This is a genomic window from Flavobacterium sp. FlaQc-28, from assembly GCF_044007415.1.
Classification (GTDB): Bacteria; Bacteroidota; Bacteroidia; order Flavobacteriales; family Flavobacteriaceae; genus Flavobacterium.
The window spans coordinates 294,267-310,595 of the sequence record NZ_JBIPCM010000001.1 but is presented as its reverse complement, the minus strand read 5'-3'; the positions used below and the strand labels follow the sequence as shown (position 1 = coordinate 310,595).

At 34.6% G+C, this 16,329-nt stretch carries 10 protein-coding genes; 4 read left to right on the top strand and 6 right to left on the bottom strand.

Features of this window, described 5'->3' with window-relative positions; genetic code table 11:
• Positions 1–6 precede the first annotated feature (6 nt).
• From ACHRVL_RS01275 to ACHRVL_RS01260, 4 genes are all read right to left on the bottom strand, one after another.
• A complete protein-coding gene (locus ACHRVL_RS01275; protein WP_395409728.1) occupies positions 7–2,310 on the bottom strand; it encodes a glycoside hydrolase family 65 protein in 2,304 nt (767 codons plus the stop codon).
• 144 nt (positions 2,311–2,454) lie between these two features.
• The gene (gene pgmB / locus ACHRVL_RS01270) at positions 2,455–3,108 is read right to left on the bottom strand and encodes a beta-phosphoglucomutase (RefSeq protein WP_395409726.1); all 654 of its coding nucleotides are present in this window, start codon (positions 3,106–3,108) and stop codon (positions 2,455–2,457) included.
• An 18-nt stretch (positions 3,109–3,126) separates the two neighbouring features.
• Entirely contained in the window at positions 3,127–4,482 is a 1,356-nt protein-coding gene (locus ACHRVL_RS01265; protein ID WP_395409724.1) for an MFS transporter, read from the bottom strand.
• Between the two features lie 180 nt (positions 4,483–4,662).
• Positions 4,663–5,694 (bottom strand): LacI family DNA-binding transcriptional regulator, encoded by a 1,032-nt coding sequence (locus tag ACHRVL_RS01260; protein ID WP_089052497.1) that lies wholly within the window; start codon positions 5,692–5,694, stop codon positions 4,663–4,665.
• 236 nt (positions 5,695–5,930) lie between these two features.
• On the opposite strand from ACHRVL_RS01260, the gene ACHRVL_RS01255 reads away from it, so the two are divergent.
• From ACHRVL_RS01255 to ACHRVL_RS01240, 4 genes are all read left to right on the top strand, one after another.
• Positions 5,931–8,912 (top strand): SusC/RagA family TonB-linked outer membrane protein, encoded by a 2,982-nt coding sequence (locus tag ACHRVL_RS01255; RefSeq protein WP_395409722.1) that lies wholly within the window; start codon positions 5,931–5,933, stop codon positions 8,910–8,912.
• A gap of 37 nt (positions 8,913–8,949) precedes the next feature.
• Positions 8,950–10,557, top strand: a complete 1,608-nt coding sequence (locus ACHRVL_RS01250) for a RagB/SusD family nutrient uptake outer membrane protein (protein WP_395409720.1) — start codon at positions 8,950–8,952, stop codon at positions 10,555–10,557.
• A 25-nt stretch (positions 10,558–10,582) separates the two neighbouring features.
• Positions 10,583–11,404 (top strand): SusE domain-containing protein, encoded by an 822-nt coding sequence (locus ACHRVL_RS01245; protein ID WP_395409719.1) that lies wholly within the window; start codon positions 10,583–10,585, stop codon positions 11,402–11,404.
• A gap of 75 nt (positions 11,405–11,479) precedes the next feature.
• Positions 11,480–14,350 (top strand): alpha-amylase family glycosyl hydrolase, encoded by a 2,871-nt coding sequence (locus ACHRVL_RS01240; RefSeq protein ID WP_395409717.1) that lies wholly within the window; start codon positions 11,480–11,482, stop codon positions 14,348–14,350.
• Between the two features lie 120 nt (positions 14,351–14,470).
• Here the strand turns inward: ACHRVL_RS01240 and ACHRVL_RS01235 are convergent, their stop codons facing one another.
• Positions 14,471–14,701: a DUF6814 family protein gene (locus ACHRVL_RS01235; protein WP_395409715.1), complete on the bottom strand. Its 231-nt coding sequence runs from the start codon at positions 14,699–14,701 to the stop codon at positions 14,471–14,473.
• 13 nt (positions 14,702–14,714) lie between these two features.
• On the bottom strand, positions 14,715–16,211 hold the full coding sequence (locus ACHRVL_RS01230; RefSeq protein ID WP_395409713.1) for an MFS transporter: 1,497 nt from the start codon (positions 16,209–16,211) through the stop codon (positions 14,715–14,717).
• Positions 16,212–16,329 lie beyond the last annotated feature (118 nt).

Here is a 16,329-nt window from a genome sequence, read left to right as displayed (position 1 = left end):
TGTAATTTAATTAATTTGTACAAATTTACTTGCAGTTATAGGATTTCCGTTAACTACAATTGTTAAATCTTGATCGCCATCTACAGTAAAAGAGGTTTTATCATGATTCACAGATACTTTTAGAATTTGATTTCTAAAGTTAATTTTAAAAGAGTAGCCTTTCCATTCTTTTGGAATTTTTGGAGAAAAATGCAATTGATTATTTTTCACTCTCATTCCGCCAAAACCTTCCACAATACTCATCCAAGTTCCTGCCATTGACGTGATGTGACAACCTTCCTCAACTTCTTTATTGTAATCATCAAGATCTAAACGGGATGTTCTTAAATAAAATGTATATGCCATATCCATTTTGTCTAAAACAGCGGCTTGAATTGAGTGCACACAAGGTGAAAGAGAACTTTCGTGAACGGTAAATGATTCATAAAAATCAAAGTTACGTTCTAATTCTTCTCTCGAAAAATGATCTTCGAAGAAATAAAAACATTGTAAAACGTCTGCTTGTTTGATGTATGGCGAACGTAAAACGCGATCCCAAGACCATTTTTGATTAATTGGACGCTGTGAACGATCTAAATCTTTTACAGGAACTAAATCTTTGTCTAAGAATCCGTCTTGCTGTAAATAGATTCCAAGTTCTTTTGAAATTGGAAAATACATGTCATCGGCAACTTTTTTCCATTCTTGAATTTCATTCACCGAAAGGCTAACTTTTTCTAAAATACGTTTGTGATCTGCAGGATATTCTGAAGCTACTTTTTCAATTTGTTCTGTCGCAAAATCAATACACCATTTTGCAATATAATTGGTATAGAAATTATTATTGATGTTGTTTTCGTATTCGTTTGGACCTGTAACTCCTAATATTACGTATTGATTTTTATCTTTAGAAAAAGATGCTCTTTGGTGCCAGAAACGTGCAATTCCGATTAAAACTTCTAATCCTTTTTCTGGAATATATGAGTAATCGCCCGTGTAACGGTAATAGTTGTAAATCGCAAAAGCAATCGCTCCATTTCTGTGGATTTCTTCGTGTGTGATTTCCCACTCGTTGTGGCATTCTTCACCATTCATCGTCACCATTGGGTATAAAGCTGCGCCGTTTTTGAAACCTAAATTATCTTTGGCATTTTCAATCGCTTTATCCAATTGATTGTAACGATACGTCAATAAATTACGCGCAACTTGCTGATCTTTTGTCGCCATGTAAAATGGAATACAATACGCTTCAGTATCCCAATAAGTTGATCCACCGTATTTTTCTCCGGTAAATCCTTTTGGACCAATATTTAATCGGCTGTCTTTACCTGAATAGGTTTGGTTCAATTGGAAGATGTTAAAACGAATTCCTTGTTGCGCTTTTACGTCGCCATCAATTGTAATATCTGACATCTCCCAGATTTTTGCCCAAGCCTCAATTTGATTTTGAAGCAAAGTATCATATCCTAAAGCAACAGCAGATTTAATTACTTTTTCGGCTCCAGCCAAAGTGTTTTCGTGGTTTAAAGAAACTGTATATCCACCAATTTTTTGAATTGATGAGGTTTGTCCTTTTGCAATAATAGTTCCGTATGTGTACTGAACTTTATCTGTTGTTGAATCGATTGTTGATGGCGAAACGTTGATATTTTCTCCGTTTGCCAAAATCGTATTGTGCATGAAAGTAGTAACTTTAAAATGCGTTTTAAACGTTTGAGCGGTTACAAAAGCTTCGTTTGTGCCTTTTTTCACTTCAAGCGGTTCCCAGAATTTTTCTTCCCAGTTGGCATCTTCGTTGGTTACGCCAGCGTCAACGTAAGGTTTGTAAACGATTTTTGCATCTTTATTTAAAGGCGTAATATCGTATTTAATAACTCCAGCTTCGTCTAAATCTAATGACAGAAAACGACGAACATTAACTGAAATTTCGATTCCGTTTTTTAGAACTGCTTCAAAAGAACGATTATACCAACCTTCTTTCATATTCAATTCTCTGCGGAAGTTTCTAACTTCGGTACACGTATTTAAATCAAGATTTTCTTCGTTGATTTCAATGTCAATTCCAATCCAGTTTGGAGCATTAAGTACTTTGGCAAAATATTTCGGATAACCGTTTTTCCACCAGCCCACTTTTGTTTTGTCCGGATAATAGATTCCAGCAATATAACTTCCCTGAAAAGTTTCTGCTGAATACGTTTCTTCAAAATTGGCGCGTTGTCCCATAGCACCGTTCCCGATACTAAAGAGACTTTCAGACGATTTGACCCTTTCAGCATCAAATCCTTCTTCTATAATTGACCAATTATCTGGTTTTATATAATCTTGGTTCATTTCTTCTTCAAATTAGATAATATGGCAATTTGATAATTAGATAATTGCCCTTGGTTTTTAATAACTTTTTTACATTCATTTAAGTAATCAGAGAATTAGAATAATAGTCAGTGAGCATAATTATCTCATTGACACATTTCCTAATTATGCGATTAACTCTTCAATAAAGCTTGTTGTGATTTGGGTAAAATCTTTAAAAATATGATCAGCTTCATGCAAAATTGTTTCCTCACCAATTCCCACGCTTACCATTTCGCCTATGTTTGCTGCCTGAATTCCTGCAACAGAATCTTCAAATACGATTGAATCTTTTGGATCAATGTTTAATAATTGAGCCGCTTTTAAGAAAACTTCAGGATCTGGTTTTGCATTGGTAACGTCATTTCCGTCAACAATAACATCGAAGTAAGACAGAATTCCTGTTTTTTCTAAAATTGGTCTTGCATTTTTACTGGCAGAGCCCAATGCAATTCCTTGGTTTTTATCTTTTAATAGTTTTAGAATTTTTAAAACTCCAGGAAGAATCTCGCTTTCATCCATGTCTACTAAATAAGATAGATAATCTTCGTTTTTTTGAATCAGCCATTTGTCTTTGTCTTCCTGCGAAGCTTGAACGTTGCCTAGTCCAAGTATAATGTCAAGAGAGCGAACTCGGCTTACGCCTTTTAAAAGTTCGTTGTCTTCATGTGTAAAATTTATATTTAATGCTTTGGCAATTTTCTGCCATGCCAAAAAGTGGTATTTAGCGGTATCAACGATTACTCCGTCAAGATCGAATATGAAGGCTTTTTTGTTCATTTTAAAGGAAATTCTTCTTTATGATTTTAGAATAGTGTCGTCTACATCTTTTACTTTGTAGACTAAAAGAGCGGCAATTAAAAAACTTACTCCGCTGGTAATTAAGGCATAAATGGCATCGCCATTGTAAAGATATTTTACAATTGGACCACCAATTAATGCGTTTACAATTTGTGGTATAACAACAAAGAAGTTGAAGATTCCCATGTAAACTCCCATCTTTTTTGGAGCAATAGATCCTGCAAGAATTGCATATGGCATTGCTAGAATACTCGCCCAGGCAACTCCAATTAAAATCATTGGTAAAACAACCCAGTCTTCATTTGGCATAAAATAAATAGAGATTAAACCAATTCCTCCAATGATTAATGATACAGCGTGAGTTGATTTTCGTCCGATTTTTTTAGCGATATACGGTAAGAAAAACAATGCGACGATAGCAGAAACTAAGTTGTAAACACCAAACAGAATTCCGACCCAGTCACCAGCGTCCTGATATTGCTGGCTTGAAGTATCATTCAGTGGTAATCCGTAAATGTGATGCGCGATTGCCGGCGTTGTAAAAACCCACATTCCGAATAATCCGAACCAAGAAAAAAACTGCACCCAGCTAAGTTGACGCATGGTAGTTGGCATCTTTGCAAAATCAGTAAAAATGTCTGTAAGTTTTGATTTTTCCTCAGAATCAGAAATCACATCATTTTGGGGATCTTCAAATTTGGCTAATTCTTCGGGCGAATATTCCTTGGTTGTGAATAAGGTTACTAAGATGGAACCAATTAAAACTGCGGCGCCAATAATAAATGACAAAGTAAGGTTTAATGGAACGCTTCCTGGAACTGTACTGTTCGAAACATGAAAGTACTTTGTTAATACATAAGGCAATGCTGAACCAATTACGGCTCCAAATCCAATTAAAGAAGTTTGAATACTGAATCCTGCAGTACGCTGATCTGTTCTTAAATTGTCTCCAACAAGCGCTCTGAAAGGTTCCATTGCAATGTTGAAAGAGGCATCCATAATCATTAGCATTCCGGCACCAACCCATAGAGCGGGTAAAACGGAAATAAAAATATTAGCCTGCGGCATTAAAATTAATCCTACCGAAGCTAAAATTGCACCTACTAAAAAGAAAGGTTTTCGTCTGCCGAATTTTCCCCAAGTTTTATCGCTGTAGTGACCAATGATTGGCTGCACTATTAATCCCATAAGAGGAGCAATAATCCAGAACCAGGAAAGTTCATGTACGTCGGCACCAAAAATTTGAAGAATTCTGCTGGCATTTGCATTTTGAAGTGCAAATCCCATTTGTATTCCTAAGAAACCGAAACTCATGTTCCAAATTTCCCAGAAACTTAATTTACGCTTTTCCATTATCGTAATTAAAGAATTAATTAGACGATAAGCGCTTTGCTTATCAAAACTTACTGTTTTTTTCGAAGTAAAAGTAAAAGCTTTGAGCAGGCGTAAAAGTATTAATTATTTTTTTAAATATGCTAACAAAAAAGCCATAAATATTTTTTATGGCTTTAGAAAGGGTTGATTTTAAGAATTTTAGTCAGTAGATTCTCGTTCTATTAAATGTGTTTCGATAACTTCGGTAGTGTAATTTTCGTTTTCTTCGTCGTCATCATCGTGTTCAGCTTCGAGTCTTTCGATCAGCATTTTAGCTGCTTTATTTCCCATTTTTTCACCGCTTTGACTTACTGTTGTAATACTTGGAGTAGAATATTTCGAAATGATTCCGTCTGTAAAAGCGATTACCGCTAAATCTTCAGGAATTTTTAATCCCATTTTAGAAGCGGTTTTAATAATGGTTACGGCAAAAAGTTCGTTTACCGCAAAAACGGCATCAAAAGCTCTGTCGTGCAAAAGCTGGCTGATGGTAATTTCGCAAGTATCTACATCTTCAATTTTAATAATTAAATCTTCATTGAATGGTATTCCGTTATCTCGAAGCGCTTTTTCGTACCCGTCAGTTCTTAGTTTTCCAACACTTACATAATCGACTGTAGTAACTAATGCAATTTTTTTTCGTCCGTTATCAATTAAGCTTTGAACCGCTTCATACGCAGCAGCTTTATCATCAATAATTACTTTATCGCATAAAATATCGTTTGTAACACGATCGAACATTACCACTGGCATTCCTTGATTAATGACTTCGGTAATGTGATGAAAATCGCCTTTGAACTGGGTTTCTTTCGACAGAGACATGATAAAACCATCAATACTTCCGTTGGCTAACATTTCCATATTAAGTACTTCTTTATCAAAAGAATCGTCAGATAAACAGATGACAACACTGTAACCATGTTCGTTGGCAACTTGTTCGATTCCGTTAATTACTGTAGAGAAAAAATGATGTACAATTTCCGGAATGATAATACCGATACTTTTGGTTTTTCGATTTTTTAAACTAAGGGCAATATTGTTAGGCTTATAGTTGTAAAACTTTGCAAATGCCTGTACTTTTAAGCGTGTTTCTTCGCCTATTTCAAGACTGTTTCTAAGTGATTTTGAGACAGTTGAAATGGATACGTCGAGTTCCTTTGCAATTTGTTTTAGTGTTATTTTACGTTTCATAGCAGTTATTTGAAAAAAATCTAATTGACAATAAAGGTGAATAATATTTTTGGGATTGACAATTTTTGACTTAAAAGATTACAAAAAATAGAAAGTTTTCAACACTACCACGTTTTCGTAAACCAATTAAAAATGCCTCTTGTTGAGCGTGTTAATTAATTCCTAATTTTGAAATTCGAAGTAAAATTAAAAACTTAACTAACAATCAAAAACTCAAACTAATTTAAACAAAAAGTATGAAAACAATTTACAAAAAGTTGTTATTTTTATTCCTATTGTTGCCATTTACGGTGCTAGCTCAAAGCACTTTAAGTGGGACTGTTGTCGATAAAGCAACAGGTCAGCCAATACCAGGAGTAAACGTAAATGTACAAGGTGCTCCGAATGGCGCATCGACAGGATTTGATGGGAATTACCAGCTGTCAAATGTTAAAAACGGAAGTAAAATCGTTGTTTCTTTCATTGGATACAAAACAGAAACACTTGATTACACCGGACAAAAAACTTTAAATGTTTCTTTAGAAGAAGATACTAATCAGCTAAAAGAAGTTGTAGTACAAGTAGGTTACGGTACTGTTAAGAAAAAAGACGCAACAGGATCTGTTTCTCAAATTTCGGCTAAAGAATTTAATAAAGGAATCAATGTAACGCCAGAGAGTTTGATCAGTGGTCGTATTGCTGGGGTAAATGTTATTACAGGAGGTGCACCGGGAGCTAAAGCGGATATTAGAATTCGTGGAGGATCTTCATTAAGTGCATCAAATGAGCCATTAATTGTAGTTGATGGACTTCCTATGAGCAATGCCGTTCCTAGTGGATCAACCAGTATTTTGTCTACAATTGATCCAAATGATATCGAATCTTTTACGGTGTTGAAAGATGCTTCGGCAGCTGCTATTTATGGTTCTAGAGCAGCAAATGGTGTAATTGTTATTACTACTAAAAAAGGAACAAAAGGCGGTGTAAAAGTTAACTTTAATTCTCAAGTAGGTATTAATACTGTTGCTAATACAGTAGATGTTTTAAGTGCTGATCAATATCGTGCTTTAGTAAATGAAAAAGGTACACCTGCTCAAAAAGCTTTATTGGGTACGGCAAATACAAATTGGCAAGATGAAATTTTCCGTACGGCTTTAACAACAAACAACAATATATCTGTAAGCGGTTCTTTGTTTAATAAATTGCCGGTACGTTTATCTGTTGGAAATGTAGATACTCCAGGGATCTTAAGAAATACTTCTTTTGAAAGAACAACGACATCGATATCGTTAAACCCAGTTTTATTTGACAATCATTTAAAAATTGATGTTACTGGAAACTTAGCTTTTGGAAAAAATCAATTTCAAGATGAAGGTCCAGTAATCAGCAGTGCTATTATATTTGATCCAACACAATCTGTTTATCAGGAAGGTTCTCGTTACGGAGGTTATTTTGAATGGTTAGAGGCAAATGGAAATGTACCATTATTGCCAGCAAGAAACCCTGTTGCAAGATTAAATCAAGATGAGCGTAGATCAACGTCTACTAGAAAATGGGGTAATATTAGATTAGATTATAAATTTCATTTTTTCGAAGATTTAAGAATTGTTGCTGAGGCAGGTATCGATAAATTTGATAGTAATGGGTATACACGAGTGAGTACCGAAAGTATTACAGGATTCCAACCTACTACATTTGATAAAGGTAACTGGACTAATTTAGGAGGGTATACAGGTTATACAGACAGCCGCCAGAATAAAAACTTAAATACTTATTTTAATTATACTAAAGATTTAGGTAAATTTAAAATTGACGCTACTGCTGGGTATAACTATCAATTGTTTCAACGTGAGGGATATAACTCTGGCGATGTTATGAGACCAAATCCGCCTGCAGATGTTACTACAGATCCAGACATTAACTTACAATCGTATTTCGGCCGTTTGAATTTAGGTTACGACAGCAGATATTTATTAACAGTAAATTACAGAAGAGACGGAACTTCACGTTTTTCTAAAGAAAATAGATGGGGTAATTTTGCCGGAGGTGCTTTTGCATGGAACGTAGCTGAGGAAGAATTCTTAAAAGACAATTCGACTTTGTCAAGTTTAAAATTAAGAGTTGGGTACGGAACTACAGGTCAGCAAGATATTCCGCCTGCATACGATTATTTGCAGCGTGTAACATTAGGAACGCTTAATACACAATATCTTTTTAATGGCGTTATCTACAGCGCAGCAAAACCTGAAGGATATAACAAAGATATCAAATGGGAAGATTTAGCAGAGATGAACGTAGGGGTTGATTTTGGTTTTCTTAATGATAGATTAACAGGTACTCTTAATTATTTTGATAAAAAATCTAGTGATCTTTTAGCTGAGATTCCAGTTCCAGATGGAGCAAATATCAGAAATCAAGGGTATAGTAATATTGGTAGTGTAAGAACAAAAGGGGTTGAGTTTAACCTTCAATCTGACATTATTAAAAATGATAAATTAACTTGGAATGTTGCTGTTAATGCGACTTACATTGATCAAAAAATCTCTGATTTAGGAACTACTGTTCCAGGATTTCAAGGATATATTACAGGTGATGTTATTGCTGGTGGTACAGGAAATCAAGTGTTGATACATTCTGAAGGATTTGCTCCAAATTCATTCTTTGTTTTCGAACAATTATATGATGCAAATAAGCGTCCAATTCAAGGTGCGTATGCAGACAGAAATGGCGATGGCGCTATTACCGATGCAGATCGTTATAAGTTTCATAAACCAACTGCAGATTACACTTTTGGATTATTCTCTACTTTAAATTACAAGCAGTTCGATTTTACAATGAACTGGAGAGCCAGCGTAGGAAATTACATTTTTGATAACGTAAGTTCTGATAAAGGATATTTACAAGCTGGTTTAAGAAGAGATTCTGATTTAGCCAACATAACTACAGATTATTTCAATACTGGGTTTACTACAGAAAGTAATTCTAATGGAACGCAGCGTAATTACTCTGATTATTTTGTAAAAGATGCTTCTTTTATCAAGTTAGATAATATTGTACTAGGATATACTTTTGATAAAAAGTTATTAAAAGCGGCAACGTTGAGATTTACTGCTGGAGTTCAAAATGTTTTTGTTCTTACTAAATACAATGGTTTAGATCCTGAAAAATTCAACGGAATTGACAATAACGTTTATCCAAGAGCTAGAACATTCTTGTTTGGAGTAAATGCGAATTTCTAATAGTACATTGAAAAATAAAATTTTAAAAATAAACAAAATGAAAATATCATTTAAATATATATCTTATTTTCTCCTATTCATATTAGGATTAAGTATGACGCTTACTTCATGTACGGGGGACTTAGACGTGAAGCCAACAGATGATGATGAGTTTCTTTCTGACGACTTTTTTAAAGATCCGGCATCATATAAGCAAGTATTGGCAAAATTATATGCAGGTTTGTATGTAGGAGGAAATGACGGTGACGCCTCTCCTGATATTTCAGGACTTGGTGGTGATTTTAGCAGTTATTTACGATTGATGTTTGTTACTCAGGAGTTTCCAACAGATGAAGCTATTATAGCTTGGTCAGATGATGGTTTACCTGCAATAAATGGACAAAAATGGAGTCCTAGTAATCAGTTCTTGTACGGAATTTTTTCAAGAGCTTTTTATGAAATCAGTGTTGCCAATGAGTTTTTAAGACAAACTACTGAGGAGAAATTAACAGCAAGAGGTGTTGATGCTAATTTGAAAGCAGAAATTATAAAATTTAGAGCTGAGGCTCGTTTTTTAAGAGCGTTCTCTTATGTTAATTTGATGGATTTGTTTGGTAATGTGCCAATTACTACTGAGAATGATCCTGTTGGTTTCTTTTATCCAGAACAAAAAACGAGAGCTGAAGTTTTCGCTTTTGTAGAGGCTGAATTAAAAGATATGGATAAGACTTTAGCAGCTTCTGGAGCTAATGAATATGGAAGAGTAGATAAAACAGCAGCTAAATTTTTATTGGCACAGATTTATTTAAATTCTAAAGTATATACAGGAACGGAAAGAAATAATGATGCAGCTACTGTATGTAATGAAATAATTACAGGTTCTACTTACCGTTTTGCCGATGTTCCATATCGTTATTTATTCTCTGCTGACAATAACAGAAATGGAGCTCAAACAGAGTTTATCTTTCCTATTGTTGGAGATGGTAATGCCATTAGAGCAATTGGGGGTGGTATGAGTTTTATTATTCATGCATCTATTGGAGGAAGTATGGTATCAGCTAATCAAGGTATGGATGGAGGCTGGTCTGGAACAAGAGCAAGACCAGAATTTGTTAAATTGTTTCCTGACGCAACAGCAACAGCTGATCAAAGAGGTACTTTTTATACTAACGGTCAAACTCTAGATATTGCTGATTATGGAGTATTTACTAATGGGTATGCGGTTACAAAATTTATCAATGTTAATTCTGATGGTACTGCTGCGCAAAGAAATGATATGCCAGATACAGATTTCCCAATGTACAGATTGTCAGATGTGTATTTAATGTATGCTGAGGCAACACTAAGAGGGGCATCAACAGGTAATACTGCAAAAGCTTTAGAATATGTAAATAAAATTAGAGTTAGAGCAAAAGCAGGTGTTATTACAACTTCTGATTTAACTCTGGACTTTCTTCTAGATGAGAGAGGAAGAGAATTGTTTTGGGAATGTCACAGAAGAACAGATTTAATTCGTTTCGGAAAATTTACAGGAGCATCTAAAATCTGGCAGTGGAAAGGCGGCGTTAAAAATGGAAGCGGAACGGATTCATTTAGAGATCTAATGCCTATTCCGTCTCGAACTATTCAGGCAAACCCAACTTTAAAACAAAATCCAGGATACTAACTAACCTTATAAAAAAATAAATAAAATGAAAAATATACATAAAATTTTAATCGCATTCATTGGTGTTTTAGCGGTGTCATGTAATTCAGATGATGTAGAAAACAGACCAGTAATACAGCCAGTTACAGCTCCAGTTTTATTAAGTCCTCAAAACGATTTTAATATTGTTCTTACAAAGGAAAAAGAAAAAGAGGTTGCAACAACTGTAATATGGAATGATGCTAAGTATGATGGTACTGCAACGGTTGTAAATTATACTATAGAAATTGCAAAAGCAGGAACTAAATTTGCGGCTCCTATTGCAGTAACTTCAACTACAGCTCGTTTTAAAGCTTTAACAGTAGCCGAATTAAACTCTGCTTTAGTTAATGGAGGTTTTGTTGAGAAAGAGGAAAATAATGTTGATATCCGTATTAAATCTACGGTTGGTACTGGTGCGGAAGCGCAATATTCTAATTTCTATACTATTAAAGCGACTCCATATCACGTGCCGTTGGCAAGTTCTCATTGGTTAGTTGGAGCAGCTACTCCAGGTGGATGGTCATGGGATGGTGATGCTGAAACAGAATTCCCATTAGTAGTTGGAAAAACAAATGTTTACCAAGTAAAAGTTGTTCTTAAAAGCGGAGAAGCATTTAGAGAGTTTTTATCAAATGACTTTACAAGTGGTGGTAACTGGGGTGCTAGTAACAGCCGTAACTTCCCTTACTATTCAGGATTAGGTTATACTATCGATTCAGAATTAGTAAATGCTGGTGATGGTGACAGCAACTTTAAATACACTGGACCAACTGGACCAAGAACTTTGACAATTGATAATGGTGCGAAAACTATAACATTAGATTAGTTCTAACATGAATAATCAAAGGGCTATCTGTATAAGGTAGCCCTTTTTTAATCTAACTAACCATTAACCACAAATATGAAAAAAACTTTACTATTAATTTTTCTATTGTTATCTACGGTAATTTTTGCACAGGTGCAAACTGTAACCTACTCTATAAATCCGCCGACTTTTGAAGATACGACCTCTATAACAATTACAATAAATGGAAATAGTGTAAACGAATCAGCATGGTCAGTAACAGGAAATGCACTGTATCTTTGGTCATGGTCTTACGATGTAAATGATACCAGTCAACAAGATTCGCCTTCTAATGGATCTTGGACCGCTTCGGCTGAAGCTAGTAAATTTACTTATAATGCAGGAACGGATACATATACAAAAACATTTACACCGTCAGCTTATTTTAATAGAAACGGAATTGGAAAATTTGGTTTTTTAGTCAAAGCTAAGGATGGTACAGGCTCTAAACAGTCGCAAGATATTTTGGTTGAGGTTGGTTCCTTTCAGGTAACACTGACAGCTCCAGTAGAGAATAGTAATACGGTTGTTGCAAATGGAGGAAGTTTAAATGTTGCAGCTTCAAATACAAATGGAACAGCGAGTTATACCTTAAAATCAAATGGAGTAATAATAGATTCTAATTCTAGTACATCTAGTTATTCGTTTAATCATATAAACATAACAAATAATCAAAGTTATGAATTGAGCGTTACTCAGGCATCAACAACGATAGTTAAAAAATTTGCTGCGATTGTTGATCCCAATACCGTTTCTGAAGCTATGCCTGCAGGTTTGGCAGACGGAATTAATTACAATGCTGATGTTACAAAAGCAACTTTGGTATTAGACGCTCCTTTGAAAGATTTTGTTTACGTTGCAGGAAGTTTTAATAACTGGCAGCCTACATCGGCATATGCCATGAAAAAAGATCCTGTTTCAGGTAAATTTTGGTTAGAATTAACAGGATTGGTTTCTGGACAAAATAATATGTATCAATATTGGGTTGTTGATAAAACTCCTTTAGCCAATTCACCTTCAATGGTAAAAACGGCAGACCCTTATTCAACTTTAGTGTTATCGCCATATGATGATCCTTCGATTCCTGCAGCTTCTTATCCAAATATGCCGGTTTACCCAACAGGACAAAGTTTTGAAGTTACTGTGCTTAAAACAGGGCAGACACCTTACAATTGGCAGGTTACCAATTTTACAAAATCAGAAAAAGACAAGTTAGTTGTTTACGAAGTATTAGTTCGCGATTTTGATGCAGCACGAAGCTATCAAAGTTTAATTGATAAGATTGATTATTTTAAAACGCTTAAAATAAATGCAATCGAATTGATGCCGGTAATGGAATTTGAAGGCAATGAAAGTTGGGGTTATAATACTTCATTTCATATGGCTTTGGATAAATTTTATGGAACTTCAGATAAATTAAAAGAACTTATCGATTTGTGTCATCAAAACGGAATTGCGGTAATTCTGGATGTAGCTTTAAATCATGCTTTTGGACGTAATCCGATGGTGAGAATGTGGATGAACGATCCTGATGGAGATGGATTTGGTTCGCCAACTACTGAAAACCCTTATTTTAATACTGTTGCAAAACATAGTTATAGTGTAGGAGAAGATTTTAATCATCAATCTGCAAAAACACAATATTATGTAGAAAGAGTAATAAAACAATGGATTGAAGAATATAAAATTGATGGTTTCCGTTGGGATTTAACCAAAGGATTTACTCAGGCTTGTACAGCATCAGACGAAAGTTGTACTAATAATTATCAGCAGGATAGAGTTGATATATTAAAGAAATATGCTGATTATTCGTGGAGTTTAGATCCTACTCATTATACTATTTTCGAACATTTAGGATCTGATACAGAGGAAAAAGAATGGGCAAATTATAGAGTAAATGATCCAGTTAGCAAAGGTGTGATGATGTGGGGAAAAATGACAGATCAATACAGTCAATTGGCAATGGGATATGCATCAAACAGTAATATTTCAAGAATGACAAGTTCAAGCCGTGGTTTTACAGCAAACAGATTAATGGGGTATGCAGAAAGCCATGACGAAGAACGTTTAATGTATAGAAATTTGCAATATGGAGCTTCTGGCGGAACTTATGATGTAAAAACGTTAAACACAGCCTTGTCAAGAATGTCTGCAATTGGTGCTGTTTCCTTATTGATTCCAGGGCCAAAAATGATTTGGCATTTTGGAGAGTTAGGCTGGGACAATTCAATTTTTACTTGCAGAAATAGTACCGTAAATACAGAAACAGATGCTGCTTCTGGAGATTGTAAATTAGATACAAAACCACAGCCTCAATGGACAAATAATTGGTTAGGAAATACCAATAGAAATAAAATTTATTACGATTGGGCAAAAATAATTAATCTTAAAATAACGGAGCCTGTATTTTTGGGGACTGCAACAGTTGCAAGTGCTAATTCACTTTCAGTAAACATAAAAATTACAAACAATGCTTTGGCTGTTACTCAGCTGAAAGACGTATTGATTTTGGCAAATTTTGATGTTACAGCACAAAATGTACCAACAGGATTTCAGTACACAGGAACATGGTATAATTTGATGGATAATACCATAATAAATGTTTCTGATGTTAATGCTTTAATAAATATTCCAGCGGGAGAATTTAGAATTTATGGAAATAAAGTTGCGAATTTAGCTATAGCCGATTTCGAAAAAGGAGCAACTGTCAATTTATATCCAAATCCAGTTTCAGATTATTTTACATTAAACATATCGGCAGTAAAAGTGCAGGTTTATAATATATCAGGACAATTAGTAAAAAGCTTTAATGCAAGCGGGAAAACAGATTTTCAGTACGAAGTAAGTGATTTAGAAGCGGGATTGTACATTGTAAAAGCAATAGATGAGAATAAGAAAGCTCAGGTAATGAAATTTATAAAAAAATAGTGTTTAGTTGATTTTTTTTAATGTATTAGAACTCAATTAAAAACAGCAGTAAGTTTTGGTTTGGTTAGTAGTGAAAAGGGCTTTTCTAGCAATAGAAGGCCCTTTTTTTATAGATGATTATTATGCTTTCTTTTTATCGTTGTACTCTCCAATTAAAGCAAAGTAGCCAAAGGTGCCAAGGCCTAAAACAATTAGCGGGGTAAGAATAAAAAGAATAATAATACCAAAGACCAGATCGTCTTGTTTGTCTGAGAGTAATTTGGGCAAGCCAAATTCAAATATACAGAAATAGGCAGCAGCAATGGAAAGTACAATCCATAAAACACCTAAAATTTGTTTAATCGCATTCATAAATAGTGGTTTATTAAAGGTGGTTAGTTTTGTTTTTGTTGTCAATATAAATCATTCCAATTACAAAGGATATAGAGGCAATAATGATTGGATACCAAAGCCCGTCAAGATAAAAATCGCTTTTTCCTGCTGCTTTTGAATGTGTTACAAAATAGGTCGAAATTGCAGGAAGCAGACCGCCAAAAATTCCATTTCCTACATGATAAGGAAGAGACATTGAAGTGTACCTGATTTTAGTAGGGAACATTTCGACTAAAAAGGCAGCGATTGGACCGTAAACCATAGTGACAAATAAAACTTGAATGAAAACCAGAAAAATTAAAGTCCATTCATCGCTTGAATTGATAGTAATCGAAATACTGCTTTGAGATTCTTTTTTATCAGCAAAATCAGTTTTCTTTTCAAAATAAGAAGTTCCGTCAGTATACGTCTTAGAGATTGTTGTTATTGTATTGTTGCCGGCTGTTGTTTCAGTGTTTTGCGTTGTTTTTTCGATGATTTCGGTTTTATAGCTTACATCTGTCGTACTGTACATCATTTTGTAAATTGGTCTGTAGAATAAAATTGCCAAAAGCATTCCAGTCATCATAATGTATTTTCTCCCCACCTTGTCGCTCAGCCATCCAAAGACAATAAAAAATGGTGTTCCTATTAATAAAGCGATTCCTAATAATCCATCGACTTGTGAAGAGTCAATATTCATAACCGTTTTCATGAAACTCATAGCATAGAATTGTCCAGTATACCAAACAACACCTTGCCCCATTGTGGCTCCAAATAAAGCCAGCAAAACAAACTTTAAATTATACCTGTTTCCAAAACTTTCTTTTAGTGGATTTGCGCTTGTAGTTCCTTCCTTTTTAGCTTTAGCAAAAACAGGAGATTCGTCCATATTTTTTCTAATTAAATAGGATACGCCAACCATTGCTATCGAAACCCAGAAAGGCACACGCCATCCCCACGAATCAAAAGCTTCGTTTGAAAGCACATTTTTAGTTGCCAGAATTACCATTAATGAAATAAATAAACCTACCGTCGCAGTGGTTTGAATCCAAGAAGTCCAATATCCTTTTTGGCTTGCTGGAGCATGTTCTGCAACATAAGTAGCCGCACCTCCATATTCGCCGCCAAGTGCCAGGCCTTGCAATAAGCGTAAAATTAAAACCAGCAAAGGAGCTAGAAAACCAATTGTTTCATAACTAGGAATACAGCCAATTAAAAATGTAGAACCTCCCATTAATAATAAAGTAGCCATAAAAGTGTATTTACGGCCAATAATATCACCAAGTCTTCCAAAAAATAAAGCTCCAAAAGGACGAACAACAAATCCGGCGGCAAAAGTGGCTAAAGTTGATAAAAATGCTGCAGTAGGATTGTCGCTTGGAAAAAATTTGGTTGAAATTACGACGGCTAAACTTCCAAAAATATAAAAGTCATACCATTCAATCATTGTTCCCATTGACGAGGCTGAAATTACTTTCCAAATGCCTTTAGTAGAAGTTTTACTCATAAAAAACGCTCTGTGTTTTTGATAATAAATAAAAAGTTAAAATACGATTTTACGAATATATAAGATATTTTTTTATTCAGTCAATACTTTTTTAACAAAAACAGTTTAATTGTTGGCT